This is a genomic window from Litchfieldia alkalitelluris, assembly GCF_002153425.1.
Lineage (GTDB): Bacteria > Bacillota > Bacilli > Bacillales > Salisediminibacteriaceae > Evansella > Evansella alkalicola.
The window spans coordinates 4,585,192-4,603,202 of the sequence record NZ_KZ119600.1 but is presented as its reverse complement, the minus strand read 5'-3'; the positions used below and the strand labels follow the sequence as shown (position 1 = coordinate 4,603,202).

Here is an 18,011-nt window from a genome sequence, read left to right as displayed (position 1 = left end):
ATGTTAACAGAAAAAGAGGTTGTCATCGAAAGCACAAAAGCTTAAGTTAAGCTATGCTCTCGGGACGTCCTCCTGTGTTGCCGCCATTATGTTATTGCTTACTTTAATACGATTACGTCCAGCTTCTTTTGCTTGATACAACGCTTCATCAGCTGCACAGTAACTTATATGAAAAGGATCTTCCATCGTTGGTATGATGGGGGCTAGACCAAAACTTGCAGTTACGTGAACTTCTTCTCCCTTATTTTCTAATGAAAATGATTCGATCCCAAGGCGCAGTGTTTCTGCTAACTCCTTTCCTTCATCAACAGATACCCTAGGTAGGAAGATCATAAATTCTTCTCCCCCAAGTCTTGCAGCAATATCGTTATCACTTACGTTTTTACTAATGATTCGTCCAATTTTTTGAAGCATCAAATCTCCAACAGGATGGCCATATTGATCATTGATGTTCTTGAAATTGTCGATATCCAAGATGATAAGACAGCCATCATGGCTAAAACGCTTCATCTTTTTCATTTCAGTCCCTATTAGAGACATAAATTTCATTCTGTTATAAAGTCCCGTCAAGGCGTCGTACGTAGACATATGAATGAGTTTTTGATTTTTTCTTTCCAGCTTTTTATTTTGAACTTGAATAAACTTGTTTTGCTTAGCTAAAATCACATGGTTTCTCCAGTTTAAAAGGGATATGCCAAAACCGAGAATAACTGCAGTTAAGCCATTTAGCTGGATAGAGATTAATAGATCACTATTCATTTGTGTAAGTTCTACAACATCGAAGAAAATGAAATAGGCAATACTAAAGGTCAGAAGTGAGAAGACAGGCCGTATTAACAGTAACCCACCAACTCCAACTGTTGTGAGTAAAAAGGGTGCAATTGTAGGATAAATAGGTTGTTCAATCGTAGTTATGTAAATGCCAAAAAGTAAATATAAAATACATGCAGTAAGGGGTAAGAGATGAGACAGAACACTTTCTACATTTCCCTTTTTATATAGTTGATAAGTTGTAAGGCCTGTTGCGATCACTATAAAGAACATAAAGACATGACCATATATTGCCCATTGCTGCCAGAGGATGGTATGTACCTGATCTTGAGGAGGAGAATAGTAATAAAATGACACAACAAATACGATATGAACGATGGCCATCAAAATGGACGAGAAAAACATCCGCTGTAAGTTAGTACGTCGGATTTCCTTTGTAGCAGGATGAATAAGCCATCCTAATTCCTTCTTAATAAAAGATGAATGTGTCTGTGTCATTACTACACCGTCTTTCTTTTGCACGAATATATGAAACGTAATGAGTTCGTTTTTATTCTTCTGAGCTAGCGTGATTCTCGCGTTATTTTTTTCAGCAAGAAAAATTTAGCAGTTAGTTCTATTATAATCGATAGTCTTAAAATAGTATTGCGTTTCTACAATAACTCTAGGAAAAAAGGGAAATTTATTCTCCATATTTGAATAGCTACAGATATAGTGGAAAACATGTTAAAATATATGGATTATAGGAAAATATAGGCTAATAAGTGGTTTGAGTACAATGCTGCTATCTTTTTCGTGAGATTACATAGCTATATCAAAGCATTTATGATATAACTTCAAGTATAATAAAACGCCCATGAAAGGTTGATTGTATGAGTGAGACAAATAACACATCATCCAATTTTATCAAGAACATTATAAAAGAAGATATTGCTACAGGAAAACATGATGAAATTGTAACGAGATTTCCACCAGAGCCAAACGGTTACCTCCATATCGGACATGCAAAATCGATTGTATTGAACTTTGAGATTGCGGACGAGTTCGGTGGTAAAACAAATCTTCGTTTTGATGACACAAATCCTTTAAAGGAAGACAAGGAGTATGTCGATTCCATTAAGGATGACATTGAATGGCTGGGGTACGAATGGGATGGCTTAAAATTTGCATCTGACTACTTTGAGGAGATGTACGACCGTGCCGTTTTACTAATTAAAAAAGGTCTTGCTTATGTGGAGGACATGTCTCAAGAAGAGATTCGAGAGTACCGTGGCACGTTAAAGGAGCCTGGGAAAGAAAGCCCTTCGAGAAGTCGTTCAGTTGAGGAAAACCTTGATTTATTTGAGCGAATGAAAAATGGAGAATTCGGCAATGGTGAAAAGGTTTTACGTGCAAAAATTGATATGTCATCTCCAAATATCAACATGCGTGATCCTGTCATCTATCGTATTTCTCATGCCACACATCACAATACAGGTGATAAATGGTGCATCTATCCGATGTACTCTTTTGCCCACCCCCTAGAGGACGCGATTGAAGGGGTGACACACTCCATTTGTACGCTAGAGTTTGAAGATCAACGACCATTGTACAACTGGGTTGTGGAAAACTGTGAGATGGAAGCTAAACCACAACAAATTGAATTTGCTCGCTTGAATTTAACAAATACAGTAATGAGTAAACGTAAATTGAAGCAATTCGTTGATGAAAACTTTGTGGACGGTTGGGATGATCCAAGAATGCCGACTATTTCTGGATTCCGCCGTCGTGGTTTTACACCAGAATCCATTAAGCTCTTCTGTCGCGAAATTGGCGTAGCTAAATCTGATAACACAGTGGATGTACGAATGCTGGAGCACTTTATTCGTGAAGACTTGAAGCTGAAGGCACCACGTACGATGTCCGTTTTACACCCATTAAAAGTGGTAATTACAAATTACCCTGAAGGTGAAGTAGAATGGCTCGATGCTGATATTAATCCTGAGAATGAAGAAATGGGTACTCGTAAGATTCCATTCTCACGTGAGATTTATATTGAGAAAAGTGACTTTATGGAAAACCCACCAAAAAAATATTTCCGACTCTTCCCAGGCAATGAAGTTCGCTTAAAGCATGCTTACTTTATTAAATGTAATGATGTTATTAAGGACGAGAATGGTGAAGTGGTGGAAATTCACTGTACGTATGACCCTGAAACGAAAAGTGGAACAGGTTTTACTGGTCGTAAAGTAAAGGGAACACTTCATTGGGTAGAAGCAACGAATGCAAAGGAAGCAGAATTCCGTTTATATGATTCATTAATTTTAGATGAAAAAAGCGGAGATGACTTCTTAGAGCAAGTAAATCCTAAATCACTAGAAGTAGCAAATGGATTTGTTGAACCTAATATGACAGAGGCAAAGGGAAATGACAAATTCCAGTTCTTCCGTCATGGATACTTCAATGTCGATCCGAAAGATACAACAGAAGATAAACTAGTGTTTAACCGAATCGTGGAATTAAAGAGCTCGTTTAAACTATAAACAAAGGGACGGTTCTTGCGTTCACAGTTGTCAGACAATTGTAAACGGGAGAACCGTCCCTTCTGTTTCCTCTGTTTCCTCTGTTTCCTTTCATTTATGACAAGCCGTCATCCACCTTACTTAACCCCTTTTTGGCAGGGCCTTCCATGACATCTCCATCAACAGTGAATCTAGAGCCGTGGCAAGGGCAGTCCCATGAACGCTCCCCATTGTTCCATTCCACTTCACATCCCATGTGAGTACAAGTAGTATCCACGAGGTGCAGTTCGCCATCTTCATCGCGGTATGCACCGGCACGATTGCCACCAATTCGAACAACGGCAGCTTCACCAGGCTTAATATCATCTAAGTCTTTTTGACCAAACTGAAGCTTTCCTTTTACAAAATGTTTAGCGACATCCCAATTTTCCCTAAAGAAATGCTTCAAACTAGGGTCTGCATGGAATCTTTCTGTTGAGAAGATTTCCATCTCTGGCGTATCGTTCCCAAGAACATAATCTTTTAGAATGTGTGCCGCTGCAGTACTGCTTGTCATTCCCCACTTTCTATAGCCTGTTGCTACGAAAATATTAGTGTGGAGTGCTGAAACAGGACCGATGTATGGAACATTATCCTGTGTATACAAATCCTGTGCTGACCAACGGTATGGTACATCAGTTATTTCGAAAACGTCCTTACCAAACTCATAAAGGTTCTCGTAGTGAGTTAAAGTGGGTTCTCCCTGACCAGTCTTATGACCTTCACCACCAAGTAGGAGATGCGTTTCACCATTTATTTTCACAGTACGTACGGAACGTTTTTCCCCTTTGTCCACACTTAAATACATTCCTGGCAACTCTTCCACGTTCCCCTTTGCGGCAACAATGTATGATCGCTCTGCATGCATGCGCATGAAATAATAGCCTTCTGCTTCATAGAACGGGTAGTGAGAGCACGATAATACTTTATGACAGGAGATAAAGTGACCATCGCTCGTTTCTACTTCAAGCTCGTCTGCCCCAGTTTCAGATTCGGTCATGATGCTAACTGCAGTTGTATTTTCATATACTTTTCCCCCTGCTGCCAAAAATTCGTCTAGTAGCTTTGCCAAGTATTCTAAAGGATGGAACTGAGCCTGATCTTTCATGATTAAGGCCCGCTTAGCATCCACATTAAAAGGTACTGATCCAGCTAGTTCACTTGGAATTCCTAACTTCTGGTATGCTTCATACTCCTTTTCAAGCTTGCGGACAGATTTTTCCTCAGTTCCGTAAAGTACAGCATCTTTGTTTTCAAACTGACAATCAATCCCATGCTCCTTCACAGTATTACGAATAAAATCTAAAGCTTTCGTATTCGCATCGTAATAGATTTTAGCGAAGTTTTCGCCAAAATGTTCGATTAGTTCATCGTAAATCAGTTCATGCTGTGCTGTGATTTTCGCAGTTGTATGGCCAGTTGTGCCGTTAAAAATCCGGTCCCCTTCTAGAATCGTGACATCAACGCCTTCTTTAGCAAGTAAATAACCCGTTGTAATCCCTGTTATTCCACCACCAACGATAACCACTTCTGCTTTTTCATTTTTATCAAGCTTAGGGAAACCAGGGCGATTGGTAGAATCAAGCCAATACGATTCTGGATATTGGGGTAATTCGTCATAATAGTTAGACATAATATGTACCTCCTATGAAACACAGTTCATTTAATATCCTTTATTTTTTGACAATGACATAGTTTTCTATACAAGGAAAAGCTAACTAATCCATCTGATGACAATTTAAATACAAGGTATATAACGGAGGGACAACCTCATACAAATGTATAAACGTAGATAATAATGAGGGAAAAACCATATCAGGGTATTTGAAGCAACGTATATACACTAATATTAGGAAGTGGTTTGATGAGTTTTTTTCAAGGATTTAAAGAGTTTGCGATTAGGGGAAATGTCGTTGATATGGGGATAGGGATTATCATTGGAGCTGCGTTTGGAAATATTGTCACCTCCTTTGTCTCAGACGTCCTCATGCCTCCCATTGGTCTTCTCTTAGGAAAAGTAAACTTTTCAAGTCTCTATATCAATTTATCAGGGGGAAACTATGCTAGCTTAAAGGAAGCACAGGAGGCAGGTGCTGCAACAATTAATTATGGTCTTTTCATAGAGACTGTTATTCATTTTATCATTATTGCTTTTGCTGCTTATTTAGTAATTCTTCAGATGGTAAAGCTCCGTAAAGCCCCGATGGAGTCCACTAAAGTGAAGAATTGTCCATATTGTTTTTCAGATATTCCGTCTAGAGCAGTGAGATGCCCGAAATGTACTTCAGATGTAAATGTAGAGGAGAAGGTACAACAGAGAAGGGAAGATATGCTTGTTCGGATTAATGCCAAAAATGCTAAGTAAACTAGCAGGAAATCGTGGTGGAGATAAATAATATATCAATAGATTAGAAGTGTACATGTTATTAGACTACACACATGAACGAAGGGGGATTAGAATGAGGGAGACGGTAATTGTTGAAGCAGTTCGAACACCAATCGGTAGGAAGAATGGCAAACTAAGTACAATAAGGCCAGATGAGCTTTTGGGAAAAACTTTAAAGGGGTTAATGGAAAAAGCAGGCGTTTCTCCAACAGAAGTGGAGGACGTCGTTGCAGGGTGTGTTAGCCAAGTAAGTGAACAAGCACCAGATATCGCACGAACAGCCGCTTTAATTGCTAACTTTCCCATTGAAGTACCTGGTGTCACCATCGATAGACAGTGTGGCTCATCGCAGCAGGCAGTTCACTTCGCCTCGCAAGCGATCGCAAGTGCAGATATGGATGTTGTAGTTGCTGCCGGAGTGGAAAGTATGTCAAGAGTACCAATGCTCTCAAATATACAAGGGACGTCCTATAGCACACTCTTAACAGATAAATACGAAATGATAAATCAAGGAGTCTCTGCAGAAAGAATAGCAGAAAAGTGGGGAATGACGAGAGAAGAGCTAGATATGTTTTCCTTAAGAAGTCATGAAAAAGCCATTCATGCTCAAAAAACAGGTGTATTCGAACAAGAAATACTTCCTATTGATGTTACTTTAGAAGATGGAACTGTTGAAACAGTTTCAGTCGATGAAGGACCTCGACTTGGAACAACCATAGAGAAGTTAAGTGAATTAAAAACTGTCTTCAAAGAAGATGGAATGATTACTGCAGGTAACTCCTCACAAATAAGTGACGGGGCATCCGCAATGCTGCTGATGAGTCGAGAGAAAGCTGAGCAGCTTGGACTGAAACCACGTTTTCGCATTGTTGCCAGGAGTGTGGTTGGCTCAGATCCTACTATCATGTTAACGGGACCTATTCCTGCTACTAGAAAAGTATTAGAAAAAGCTGGATTGCATATGGAGGATATAGATGTGTTTGAGGTGAATGAAGCATTTGCGCCTGTGCCACTAGCATGGCAAAAGGAGTTAGATGTGGATATAGAGAAGTTAAATATTTTCGGAGGAGCAATCGCACTGGGTCATCCTTTAGGTGCAAGTGGTGCTCGAGTAATGACAACGATGATGACGGCTTTAGAAAAAACAGGGGGCCGTTACGGTTTGCAGGCAATCTGCGAAGGCTTTGGAATGGCGAATGCAACGATTATTGAAAGAATATAATTGTAAGTGAATATCTCACCACTTAGGTTCATTAAAGCGGGGGATCTTTCGGAAGTGCCTAATAATGAGTACCCTCGTTCGAAATGAATAAACATAATAATAGAGTGTTGATGAGTCAGGGGAAACAGCCACCTTGGAGAATTCATCAACACTCTATTCTATTTGTATCAATAAGCATTCATTCTTAGTTCCATCGATACTCAAATTAGTTAAGTCTTCATCTTTGGATCTAATGCGTCGCGGAGACCATCACCAATCATATTGAATCCTAGAACGACTAGCATAATTGAAAAACCTGGGAATAGCACTGTCCATGGTGCACTCTGAATGAATTGTCTAGAATCAGAAAGCATTTTACCCCATTCAGGCGTCGGTGCCGATGCTCCTAATCCAAGGAAACCTAATGCTGCAGCTTCCAATATGGCTGTACCAAAGCTCAATGTTGCCTGCACGATGATTGGTGCAACACTGTTTGGTAGGACGTGATGGAAGAGAATTCTTCCACTTTTCATCCCCTGGGCTTTGGCTGCCATGATATATTCTTCTTCTCGAATCGATATAACCTTCGATCGGACGAGTCGTCCAAATATAGGTATGTTTATAATTGCTATAGCGATCAATGCGTTTTCCAAGGAAGGACCTAGAATTGCAACAATTGCAATTGCAAGTAAAATACTAGGGAACGCTAACATAATGTCAAATATACGTGAGATAAACATATCTACCCATTTTCCGAAATACCCTGCCAGGATTCCTAAAAAAGTACCGAATACTAGTGCGCCTGAAACTGCGAAGAAGCCAACAATTAAAGATATACGCGCCCCAAATACAATTCTAGTAAATGTATCTCTACCTAAATCATCAGTCCCAAACCAATGATCAGCATTCGGGCTTGTTAAACGTTCACCAGCACCCACTTCAGTAGGTGAGTAAGAAGTAAGAAGTGGTGCAAAGATTGCCACTAGAATAAAAAAAGTGATGATAATAATACCGATGATAGCTAACTTATTTTTTCTTAGCTGCCAATAAGCCTCTTTCCAAGGGGAAACAGCTTCAGTTTTATCTATATTAGGATCTTGCTTTTCAGGACCAGACGTCCGTTGTTTTTTCGTTGGCGTAATAGATTCCATCACTTATTCCCCCTTTAATACTTTATCCGAGGATCGATGTAACTGTATAGCAAGTCTACGATCAAGTTAATAATGACAAACATAAATGCAATGACGAGAATTCCAGATTGAATTACTGGGTAATCTCGAGTTCCTATTGCTTCATAAACATACCTTCCTACCCCAGGCCAACTGAAGATCGTTTCAGTTAATATAGCTCCACCTAGAAGGGAACCTGTTTGTAAACCTGCTACAGTTAATACGGGAATGACAGCATTTTTAAACCCGTGTCGGTAAATAACAGAAAGGGTTCTAGACCCCTTAGCTTCAATTGTACGAATATAATCAGATCGAAGAATTTCAAGCATACTTGATCTTGTCATTCTAGCTATGATGGCCATTGGAATAGTCCCTAATGCAATACCTGGAAGGACAAGATGTTTAATAGATGTCCACAATTGGTCAAAACGCCCGTTTATAATCGTATCAATAACGTAGAGATGTGTTGTAGTTTCTACAGGATCTCTTGGATTCCCCCTTCCGAATGCAGGTAGCCAACCGAGTTCCTGAGCAAATATCCATTGCTGCATTAGTCCTAGCCAGAATATAGGCATTGAAACACCGATAAGAGCAATAATCATTGCAGTATAGTCAAAAATAGAGTTTTGCTTCCAAGCGCTAATAATTCCAGCATTTACACCGACGACGATAGCGAAAATCATAGCAAACACTGTTAATTCAATGGTAGCTGCTAGACGTGGCCATATCTCTGCTGCAATAGGAGTATTCGTTCTTAGTGATGTTCCAAGATCCCCTTTTAGAAGATCAAAAACATAATGAAAATATTGAATATAGGGGGGTTGGTCTAAACCTAACTGGGCCTCTAAATTCGCAATCGCTGTAGCTGTAGCTTGATCCCCTAAAATGACTCTTGCAGGGTTCCCAGGAATGAAATGAATGATTGCAAAAGTTACAATCGACATTCCAATTAAAACTGGAATAAGCATTAATATTCTTCGGATTGTATAAGCGAGCATAACATTCACCTCTGACTTCCATTTACATATGTAAAAAATAAGGACAGGGAGAAAAGGAAGTAGGAATCCTTTTCCCAAACACTGTCCTCTTTAAGTGCTGTCTAAATTCAATTTGACAATTTAGTTGTTTCCTTACCTTTACTCTGCAAGCTCAACTTTTGTTAAAGCTTCACTAGTAGATAAGTGAGGAATATAATTTTGTACTCTATCACTACCTGCCAAAACTGGAGTAGTGTGAACTAAATTGATCATTGGTGCATCTTCATGGATAAGTGCTAGTGCTTCTTCATATAGGGCAGCACGCTCTCCCTCATCAACTGTTGTTCTTGCTTCTGCAAGTAAAGCATCAACATCAGTGTTAGAGTAGAATGTACGGTTACTTTCAGGAATACCTGCTGTACTTAATAGATTTCCTAAGAAGTAGTCAGAGTCCCCGTTTGTACCAGACCAACCTAACATGAAGACATCTTGAACTCCCTTAGTAAGTTCATCTAAATAGGTTGCCCACTCTAAAGTAAAGATGTTAGCTTCTAATCCTACTTCAGCAAAGTTCGCTTGAAGAACTTCTGCAGCTCTCTCTGGGTCTGGCATGTAAGGACGAGCAACAGGCATGGTCCAAAGATCAAACTCAAATCCATCTGGATAACCTGCTTCAGCAAGAAGCTCTCTAGCTAATTCTGGGTTATATTCGTATGGATCAAGGTTGTCGTTATACCCTAAATAAGATGGTGGTAGCGGGTTTATAGCAGGTTCTGCTAATCCAGCGTATAACAATGGAATCAAAGCTTCTTTATCAACAGCATGACTCATCGCTTTACGAACTAGTGGATCATCAAATGGTTCCATTTCCACATTAAATCCTAAGTAACCGAAGTTATTAGTTTCACGTTCAAAACCTTGAAGACCAGGCTCGTTTTGGATCAATTCATAGTCATCTGGATTTAAACCATCCATAATATCAATTTCTCCAGCACGTAGTGCAGTTAGACGAGCTGAATTATCAGGAATAACTTGGAAGATAACACGATCTAATTTTGGATAACCTTCCATCCAGTAATCTTCGAACTTATCAAGAACAATACTGTCGTCCCTAGTCCAGCTTACAAATTTGAATGGACCAGTACCAACTGGATTTTCATTAATGGTTGCCCCATACTCAGCCAATGCAGCTGGTGAAGTAATAGCAAAGTAACTCATAGCCATGTTTTGTAAGAAAGCACCAAATGGCTCAGTCAAAATAAATTCAATTTCATAGTCGTTGATGATGTTGATTTCATCAATAATATGACCATCGTCCCCTTTAAAGCCACCGAACTGATTACCATACACACTGTATGCATAACCTTCATCAGTAAATGCGAATTCGTGATCAGGGTCTGACCAACGCTCGAAGTTTGTCTTTACAGCTTCTGCATTGAAATCAGTTCCATCATGGAACTTAACCCCTTCACGTAAATAGAAAGTGTAAGTAACATTGTCGTCAGCAACATCCCAATCCTCTGCTAAGCCAGGCTCAACATCAAAGGAATGCTCATTAAAGCTAAGTAATGATTCATAGATTTGAAGAGTAATTCTAGAAGACTCACCATCTTGTGTACTAGCAAAGTCAAGACTTTGAGAGTCCCCACCACGTGCATAGATTAATGTTTGATCTCCAGCTGGAGCTTCTGCACTTTCGTCACCTTCATCACCATCGTCACTGTCATCAACATCACTGTCGCCACCATCATTTGTTTCTTCTACATCATCGTCGTCATCACCAGCATCAGCAGGTTCATCGTCCCCGCCACATGCGGCCATAAATACAACTAGTAACAATGATAGAAGAAGTAATAATAAACTTTTCTTCATTCTGTTTCCCCCTTAGAATTTTTGTTACTTAAAGGCATTGGCCTAAAAAATATGAAACTTGTAATCTGTCAATTGTTTTCCATAACATCATCGTTATAGAGATGACAGGCTACAAAATGGTTATCCCTTATCTCCACAAACTCAGGTCTTACTTGTTTACAGATATCCATACATTCAGAACATCGAGTATGGAAAGCACATCCTGAAGGTGGATTAGATGGACTCGGAACATCTCCTTCTAAAATAATTCGATCTGTCTTTAAGTCAGGGTCAGGATCTGGAACTGCCGACAACAAAGATTTCGTATATGGATGTAGCGGGTTATCGTATAAGTCTTCATTACTAGCTAACTCTACCATTCGTCCTAAGTACATCACGCCAACACGATGACTAATGTGCTTCACTACACTTAAATCGTGTGCGATAAAAACGTAGGTTAATCCAAATTCCTCTTGTAAGTCTTCCATCAGATTGAGTATTTGCGATTGAATCGATACATCAAGAGCTGAAACGGGTTCGTCACAAATAATGAGTCTTGGATTTACGATGAGTGCCCTAGCTATGCCAATCCTCTGCCGTTGCCCTCCACTGAATTGGTGGGGGTACCTTTTAGCAGCCTCTGGTGGGAGACCAACAACTTCAAGGATTTTTCTAACTTTCTCTTGTCGCTCCTGTTTGGAAGTAATTCCGTGTACGATTAAAGGTTCACTTAATATTTTTTCAACTTTATGGCGTGGGTTGAGGGAAGCGTATGGGTCTTGAAAAATAATTTGCATATCCCTTCGAAGCTTCCTCATACCTTCACTGTTGAGCTTAGTAATATCTACACCATCGAAGTGTACTTCTCCTTCAGTAGGCTCTATTAGCCTTAGGAGTGTTTTTCCTGTAGTAGATTTACCACAGCCAGACTCTCCTACAATACCTAGTACTTCTTTTTCATAGACTTCAAAAGAGACATCATCCACTGCTTTGACTTCTCCAACCTTGCGGGATAAAACTCCCCCCGTTACGTCAAAGTATTTCTTAAGATTTTTAACTTCTAATAATGCTTTAGACATGGGCAACCTCCCCTTCCTTTTCGTAGAGGAAGCAACGGCATGAGTGTCCCTCGGATAACTCTAATAAATTAGGGTCCTCTTCATAGCACTTATCAAATACCTCGGAGCATCTTGCAGCGAAGCGGCATCCTGTTTTAATTGATCCTGGCTTTGGTACATTACCAGGAATAGAATAAAGCCGTTTTTCCCGTTGATGTATTTTAGGTAAGGATTGTATGAGTCCTTTAGTATATGGATGTTTTGGTGACTTTAATATCGTGCGGACATCGCCCTCTTCAACGACCTTCCCAGCATACATAACGACTACTCTGTCGCACATTTCAGCCACAACCCCAAGGTCATGGGTAATCATAAGAATGGCAGTGCCCTTTTCCTTATTCAACTTTTTCATTAGGTCTAGTATTTGTGCTTGGATCGTTACATCAAGTGCAGTAGTTGGTTCATCTGCTATGAGTACCTCTGGATCACAGGCCATGGCTATAGCAATCATGACCCGTTGTCTCATTCCACCAGACAATTGGTGAGGATATTCATCTACAATCTGCTCTGCGCGTGGGATACCAACAAGTTGAATTAATTCAATCGCCTTTTTACGGGCTTCCTTTTTAGTTAACTTCATATGATTTTTTAATGCTTCTATAATTTGAAAACCAATGGTAAACAGTGGATCTAGTGATGTCATTGGCTCCTGAAAGATCATTGCCACTTGATTCCCGCGTATTTGTCTGAGTCTTTTCGGTTTGACCTTAACAAGATCTTCAAATGCCTCTTTATCTCCTTTTTGCTCGCGAAATAAGATTTCACCGCCAACAATTTTACCAGGAGGATTAGGGACGAGTCCCATGATGGATAAGGATGTTACACTTTTACCGCAACCCGATTCACCAACAATTCCAAGGACTTCTCCTTCATTTACATGAAAACTCACATCATCTACTGCTGGAATCTCACCGCGGTCTGTAAAAAAATGAGTTTTTAAATGATTTACTTCAAGTACAGGTTTTTTCATAAGGGCCTCCTGACTCTTAAAAATATATGTAGTAACCTTCTACTCGTCTCTTTTTTTAATTAGTATGTATTAAAACCCGAATGTTTGTCATAATTTTCATGTTATATAGAAAATTACTATATTTCAAAAAATAAATCAAGACAAAATTTAAAATTTTGTAACAATTCAGTAAAGTTTAGTTAATTAAAGAATAATTGGAGAAATATGTCTGTAAAAAAGTAATTTCTATGTAAGAAATACTTACATAAACTGCAGAAATCCAACAAAATTAAACAATAAGGTAATTAAATAGTGGCTATATATTGTGAGTATGTGATCATACAAGATTTACACCATTACAGTTTATAAATATATGAAACAGGCCTAAAATAGACCCAAAAATGTAGTTTCGTATTATGGTATAATTTTATATTTAAAAAGTATTTAACAAATATTTCAAATAAAGACTTTGCGCAAGTAATTAAAAGACTACTATGAGTCTGAGTAGCAAATTTCATGGTGACTAAAAAATATTTAACTTGTGGAAGTCTGAATTTTTTTATCTGTTTACGTAATTGTAGTATGATAGAAAAATAAAAAGATAGAAGCTAGCTAGCATAAGCTATATTAGAGAGAAAAACAGAGGTGTGCTATGGAGAGAAAAGACAACTTTACACCATACATCAAGCATGATCGAGCAGAGTGGGCGGAGCTAAGATCATCAACACCAATGACGGTGACTGAAGAAGACCTGAAGGAATTGAAGGGGTTAAACGAGGTACTGAACTTAGATGAAGTTGAAGATATATACTTACCGTTATCGAGGCTATTATATCTTCATGCCAAGGCATCACGTGAGCTTTATGAGAGTAGGAATGAATTTTTAAAATCAAATGTTAAAAAGGTTCCATATGTAATTGGAATTGCAGGTAGTGTTGCCGTTGGGAAAAGTACTTTTGCTAGAGTTTTGCAAACGCTTATTTCAAGGTGGCCAAGCTCTCCTAAAGTAGAACTGCTCACCACAGATGGCTTTCTATATCCAAATGCAGTGTTAAAAGATAGGGGCCTCATGAATAAAAAGGGCTTCCCTGAAAGCTATAATATTGGAAAGTTATTACATGTATTGACGGAGCTGAAATCAGGTGTTCAGGAAGTCGCGGCGCCAGTGTACTCACATATTACATATGATATCGTCCCAGGCGAAATGCAGCGAATTGAAAGCCCAGATATTTTAATAGTGGAAGGAATTAATGTACTTCAACCACCAAAGGTATCGGAAGGTAACCAAGTAAATCAGCTCGCAGTGTCGGACTTCTTTGATTTTTCTCTATATGTTGATGCAGCGGAGAGGAACATATTTCATTGGTATGTTGAGCGATTTAAGATTCTAAAGGATACGGCATTCCGACATAAAGACTCATACTTTAGGAAGTATGCTGGAGTGGAGGATGAAGAAGCCTTCGAAATCGCCAAAGATATATGGGACAGAATCAACAAAGTAAATTTATATGAAAATATATTACCTACTAGATATCGAGCAGATTTAATCTTATATAAAGGGGACAATCATCACGTAGATCACATCATGGTTAGAAAAATTTAGTATAAGGTAAGGTCCCAGAAGTAAAAGGGGGAGTGGACAATGAAAGGTAACAAACTAACAAATGCAAGTTCAAGTCCAACCATCAAACCTTTAAGTGACATAGCTCTCTTAATAGAGTTTTACCCAGCAATTATTTCTGAGGAAATAAATGATCAAGTACATCAACTCGCTTATCATTTGGAAAACGTTCCGTTAGCAGGGGTGACAGAGCTTGTCCCTGCTTATTCTAGTTTAGCTGTTTTCTATAACCCATTGATGAAGACATACGATCAAATGAAAGCCCTCATGGAGGAGCGACTCCAAGCCCTGTATGAAAAAAATACCGATAAAGCAAAAACCAATGAGTTTTTTAAAGAAAGGCGCCTAATTACTATTCCAGTCTTATATGGTGGAGAGCTGGGTCCGGATATTGAAATCGTGGCTGAGCACAATCAGCTTTCCATTGAAGAAGTAGTTAAGATACATACTAGTAGGGAATATCGAGTATACATGATGGGATTCTCCCCAGGCTTCCCATACCTTGGAGGAATGTCAGAGGAAATCGCCACTCCCCGTCATGAAGTACCAAGAGTAAAGGTGCAGGCAGGGTCAGTGGGAATTGCAGGATCACAGACAGGCATTTATCCACTAGACAGTCCAGGTGGTTGGCAGATTATCGGAAAAACACCAGTGCCATTATTTAATATAAGTAATTTCCCTAAACCACATCATGATCCTCACTTTCAACTAAAAGGAACAGAACATCAAGAAGGCGCCTATCATTCTTCATTTCCAGTATTAATCAGAGCAGGAGATACGATAAGATTTACAGAAATAGATGAGCAGGAGTTTGACTTCATCATGAGCGAAGTGCAAGCTGGAAGCTATCAACCAATGATCGAAAAATATAGCTGCCAGGGAGGAGAGTAAAAATGAACCTGACTGTGGATGTGAACAGTGATATTGGAGAAAGCTTTGGTGTATATAAAATCGGACAGGATGAAGAAGTGATTAAACACATTACATCTGCCAACATCGCATGTGGATACCATGCAGGAGATCACAATGTGATGCATCAAACCGTCGCATTAGCGGCTAAGTACGGTGTTGGAATTGGGGCGCACCCAGGCCTACAGGACCTACCTGGTTTTGGCCGACGGAAGATGGAGGTAACACCAGAAGAAGTATACAATATGACCGTTTATCAAGTAAGTGCCATTCAAGGCTTTGCCAACATTTATGGACATAGACTACAGCATGTGAAGCCCCACGGCGCCCTTTATAATATGGCTGCAAAAGACAGAAGCGTTGCTGATGCTATTTGCCAAGCAGTGAAAGATATTAGCAAAGACGGAAGCTTGCTCTTATTTGCCCTAGCTGGAAGTGAACTTGTGAAGTCCGCCCATTATGCAGGAATCAAGGTTGTAGAAGAAGTCTTTGCCGATCGAACCTATCAACCTGATGGGACATTAACACCTCGATCTCAGCCCGACGCCGTGATTCATGATCCGCATGTTGCAGTGACGCAAGCGATCCAAATGGTTCGTGAGGGACTTGTAACAGCAGTTGATGGAAGCCGAATTCCAATTGTGGCCGATTCCATCTGTGTACACGGAGATAGTGACCATGCCTTACAATTTGTCCAAATGCTTCGCAGAGCTTTGAGTGAACATAGAATTAATGTGAAAAATCCAACGGGAGTATGATCAGATGGTTTTTGAAGTCATGGAATCAGGATTACATACGACGGTTCAGGACTTAGGACGCTATGGTTATCAACAATATGGCATTAGCCCAGCTGGAGCCATGGATGATGTATCATACCAGCTCGGAAACATACTTCTTGGTAACCCACGGAACGCCGCAAGCCTAGAAATAACAATGGTTGGTCCGACCCTCAAAGCTTTAAAAGACACGATAATTTCCATAACGGGAGCAAACTTAAGCCCGAGTCTAGATGGAAAAACAGTTGACATGTGGCGAAATATTCTGGTGGAAAAAGGACAAACCCTGCGCTTTGGAAAACCAGTAGCAGGCGCTAGGGCCTATTTAGCAGTCATTGGCGGTATTCATGTGCCAGAAGTGATGGGGAGCAAATCCACCTATGTGAAAGGAAATTTCGGTGGCATGAATGGCCGCCCATTAGCAGAACGAGATATTGTTGAAGCTTCAAATGTACCCACAGATTATAAATCAATGACTAGAAAGAAATTGTCTAAAGATGCCCAACCTTCTTTTTTGGGAAAAATTAGAGTGGTCCAAGGACCGCAGTGGGACCATTTCACAGAAGGGGCTATTCACGACTTCTTAAATAGTCCCTTTACGATTACCAACCAGTCAGATCGTATGGGATATAGATTACAAGGGAATATGGGAATAGCCCTCCGAGATCAGGGAAGAAAAGAAATGATTACAGACCCAGTTGCCAAAGGATCGATACAAGTCCCTAAAAATGGCTCGCCAATTATATTAATGTCTGATAGACAAACAACTGGTGGATATCCTAAAATCGCAAACGTCATCAGTGCTGAATTGTATAAAGTAGCACAGCGTTTACCAGGAGAACAAATAGTGTTTGAAAAAGTAAGCGTTGTGGAAGCACAACGTCAATGGCGTAATAGGGAGAAACTGTTCAGACAGTTGGAACTCGGAGTAGCATTAAGGTAATATAAACTAAAATACATAGTTAGGGGAGATTGATTATTATGAAAAAACCTATCCATACAAAACAAGCGCCAGATGCAATCGGACCATACTCACAAGCAGTGGTAGTAGGAGACTTTGTTTATACATCTGGTCAACTCGGATTAGACCCTGAAACAATGGAGCTAGAAAAAGGTGTTGAAAAACAAACCGAAAGAGTATTTAAAAATTTAGAGGCTGTGTTGCAGGCTGCAGGCTGTGGACTAAACGATGTTGTAAAAGCAATGGTTTTCTTAAAGGACATGGATGATTTCGCTAAAGTAAACGACATTTATGGAAAGCAATTTGATGAGCCTTTCCCAGCAAGGAGTGCAGTAGAAGTTGCTCGACTACCTAAAGATGCTTTAGTTGAAATCGAAGTGATTGCTAAAAAGCAATAATATAGTAGGGAAGTAGGGTTTCTGTAGGATTTCGGAAGTGTAGTTTGTTATTTGTAATTCCTCATGTCAATTTATTATTTATAGTTTACTTTTGCCGCCACAAGGGACTTATTCTTGTGGCGGTTTTTAAGTTATTGATTTATAAGATTCTTCGAATTCAAGTAGTATAGCTTATCGCTCATTCGATGTATTCCTATCCTTAAGAGTGAAATAAAATAAGCGGAGAAATTCCGTTTAAATACAAAATCCTGTTAATTTCGTGGCAAATAAGTGGAGTTTTTCCGCCTAAGCAAAGGAAATTCCCACTTTTTAAGTAGATGGGAGTCAATAAGCGGAATTTCTCCTTCTATTCAGCCTATTTTTCGCGAAATTTATTAACTAAGG

General features: G+C 39.5%; 15 protein-coding genes. 8 read left to right on the top strand and 7 right to left on the bottom strand.

Features of this window, described 5'->3' with window-relative positions; genetic code table 11:
- Positions 1-51: 51 nt before the first annotated feature.
- Positions 52-1,269: a GGDEF domain-containing protein gene (locus tag BW724_RS21770; protein ID WP_088077163.1), complete on the bottom strand. Its 1,218-nt coding sequence runs from the start codon at positions 1,267-1,269 to the stop codon at positions 52-54.
- 374 nt (positions 1,270-1,643) lie between these two features.
- Here BW724_RS21770 and BW724_RS21765 point away from each other — a divergent pair, with 374 nt between their 5' ends.
- Positions 1,644-3,293: a glutamine--tRNA ligase/YqeY domain fusion protein gene (locus BW724_RS21765; RefSeq protein WP_088077162.1), complete on the top strand. Its 1,650-nt coding sequence runs from the start codon at positions 1,644-1,646 to the stop codon at positions 3,291-3,293.
- Positions 3,294-3,387: 94 nt separating this feature from the next.
- Here the strand turns inward: BW724_RS21765 and BW724_RS21760 are convergent, their stop codons facing one another.
- Positions 3,388-4,944 carry an FAD-dependent oxidoreductase gene (locus tag BW724_RS21760; protein WP_088077161.1) on the bottom strand — a complete coding sequence of 519 codons (1,557 nt, stop codon included), beginning with the start codon at positions 4,942-4,944 and terminating at the stop codon, positions 3,388-3,390.
- 231 nt (positions 4,945-5,175) lie between these two features.
- Here BW724_RS21760 and mscL point away from each other — a divergent pair, with 231 nt between their 5' ends.
- The gene (gene mscL, locus BW724_RS21755; RefSeq protein WP_088077160.1) at positions 5,176-5,676 is read left to right on the top strand and encodes a large conductance mechanosensitive channel protein MscL; all 501 of its coding nucleotides are present in this window, start codon (positions 5,176-5,178) and stop codon (positions 5,674-5,676) included.
- 94 nt (positions 5,677-5,770) lie between these two features.
- Positions 5,771-6,919 (top strand): thiolase family protein, encoded by a 1,149-nt coding sequence (locus BW724_RS21750; RefSeq protein WP_088077159.1) that lies wholly within the window; start codon positions 5,771-5,773, stop codon positions 6,917-6,919.
- A 209-nt stretch (positions 6,920-7,128) separates the two neighbouring features.
- On the opposite strand, the gene BW724_RS21745 is transcribed toward BW724_RS21750, so the two are convergent.
- The 5 genes from BW724_RS21745 to BW724_RS21725 form a co-directional block, all read right to left on the bottom strand.
- Positions 7,129-8,052, bottom strand: a complete 924-nt coding sequence (locus BW724_RS21745; RefSeq protein WP_417891352.1) for an ABC transporter permease — start codon at positions 8,050-8,052, stop codon at positions 7,129-7,131.
- Positions 8,053-8,063: 11 nt separating this feature from the next.
- Positions 8,064-9,065 (bottom strand): ABC transporter permease, encoded by a 1,002-nt coding sequence (locus tag BW724_RS21740; protein WP_088078152.1) that lies wholly within the window; start codon positions 9,063-9,065, stop codon positions 8,064-8,066.
- 138 nt (positions 9,066-9,203) lie between these two features.
- A complete protein-coding gene (locus tag BW724_RS21735; protein ID WP_088077157.1) occupies positions 9,204-10,916 on the bottom strand; it encodes an ABC transporter substrate-binding protein in 1,713 nt (570 codons plus the stop codon).
- 68 nt (positions 10,917-10,984) lie between these two features.
- On the bottom strand, positions 10,985-11,974 hold the full coding sequence (locus BW724_RS21730; protein WP_088077156.1) for an ABC transporter ATP-binding protein: 990 nt from the start codon (positions 11,972-11,974) through the stop codon (positions 10,985-10,987).
- Entirely contained in the window at positions 11,967-12,983 is a 1,017-nt protein-coding gene (locus BW724_RS21725; protein WP_088077155.1) for an ABC transporter ATP-binding protein, read from the bottom strand. The genes BW724_RS21730 and BW724_RS21725 overlap by 8 nt, the downstream gene beginning before the upstream one ends.
- A 631-nt stretch (positions 12,984-13,614) precedes the next feature.
- Here BW724_RS21725 and coaA point away from each other — a divergent pair.
- The 5 genes from coaA to BW724_RS21700 are packed head-to-tail and all read left to right on the top strand — an operon-like array spanning position 13,615 to position 17,627.
- Entirely contained in the window at positions 13,615-14,565 is a 951-nt protein-coding gene (coaA, locus tag BW724_RS21720) for a type I pantothenate kinase (protein WP_088077154.1), read from the top strand.
- Positions 14,566-14,604: 39 nt separating this feature from the next.
- Positions 14,605-15,474 (top strand): 5-oxoprolinase subunit PxpB, encoded by an 870-nt coding sequence (gene pxpB / locus BW724_RS21715; protein ID WP_088077153.1) that lies wholly within the window; start codon positions 14,605-14,607, stop codon positions 15,472-15,474.
- A gap of 2 nt (positions 15,475-15,476) precedes the next feature.
- Complete coding sequence (locus BW724_RS21710; RefSeq protein ID WP_088077152.1) at positions 15,477-16,250, top strand: LamB/YcsF family protein; 774 nt, start codon at positions 15,477-15,479, stop codon at positions 16,248-16,250.
- Positions 16,251-16,254: 4 nt separating this feature from the next.
- A complete protein-coding gene (locus tag BW724_RS21705; protein ID WP_235849042.1) occupies positions 16,255-17,211 on the top strand; it encodes a 5-oxoprolinase subunit C family protein in 957 nt (318 codons plus the stop codon).
- Positions 17,212-17,249: 38 nt separating this feature from the next.
- Complete coding sequence (locus BW724_RS21700; protein ID WP_088077150.1) at positions 17,250-17,627, top strand: RidA family protein; 378 nt, start codon at positions 17,250-17,252, stop codon at positions 17,625-17,627.
- Positions 17,628-18,011: the final 384 nt, after the last annotated feature.

Excerpts from the sequence above, each read along its gene's own strand:
- BW724_RS21770 (WP_088077163.1), bottom strand. The coding sequence starts at position 1,269 with ATGACACAGACACATTCATCTTTTATTAAGAAGGAATTAGGATGGCTT.
- BW724_RS21765 (WP_088077162.1), top strand. The coding sequence starts at position 1,644 with ATGAGTGAGACAAATAACACATCATCCAATTTTATCAAGAACATTATA.
- BW724_RS21760 (WP_088077161.1), bottom strand. The coding sequence starts at position 4,944 with ATGTCTAACTATTATGACGAATTACCCCAATATCCAGAATCGTATTGG.
- mscL (WP_088077160.1), top strand. The coding sequence starts at position 5,176 with ATGAGTTTTTTTCAAGGATTTAAAGAGTTTGCGATTAGGGGAAATGTC.
- BW724_RS21750 (WP_088077159.1), top strand. The coding sequence starts at position 5,771 with ATGAGGGAGACGGTAATTGTTGAAGCAGTTCGAACACCAATCGGTAGG.
- BW724_RS21740 (WP_088078152.1), bottom strand. The coding sequence starts at position 9,065 with ATGCTCGCTTATACAATCCGAAGAATATTAATGCTTATTCCAGTTTTA.
- BW724_RS21735 (WP_088077157.1), bottom strand. The coding sequence starts at position 10,916 with ATGAAGAAAAGTTTATTATTACTTCTTCTATCATTGTTACTAGTTGTA.
- BW724_RS21730 (WP_088077156.1), bottom strand. The coding sequence starts at position 11,974 with ATGTCTAAAGCATTATTAGAAGTTAAAAATCTTAAGAAATACTTTGAC.
- BW724_RS21725 (WP_088077155.1), bottom strand. The coding sequence starts at position 12,983 with ATGAAAAAACCTGTACTTGAAGTAAATCATTTAAAAACTCATTTTTTT.
- coaA (WP_088077154.1), top strand. The coding sequence starts at position 13,615 with ATGGAGAGAAAAGACAACTTTACACCATACATCAAGCATGATCGAGCA.
- pxpB (WP_088077153.1), top strand. The coding sequence starts at position 14,605 with ATGAAAGGTAACAAACTAACAAATGCAAGTTCAAGTCCAACCATCAAA.
- BW724_RS21710 (WP_088077152.1), top strand. The coding sequence starts at position 15,477 with ATGAACCTGACTGTGGATGTGAACAGTGATATTGGAGAAAGCTTTGGT.
- BW724_RS21705 (WP_235849042.1), top strand. The coding sequence starts at position 16,255 with ATGGTTTTTGAAGTCATGGAATCAGGATTACATACGACGGTTCAGGAC.
- BW724_RS21700 (WP_088077150.1), top strand. The coding sequence starts at position 17,250 with ATGAAAAAACCTATCCATACAAAACAAGCGCCAGATGCAATCGGACCA.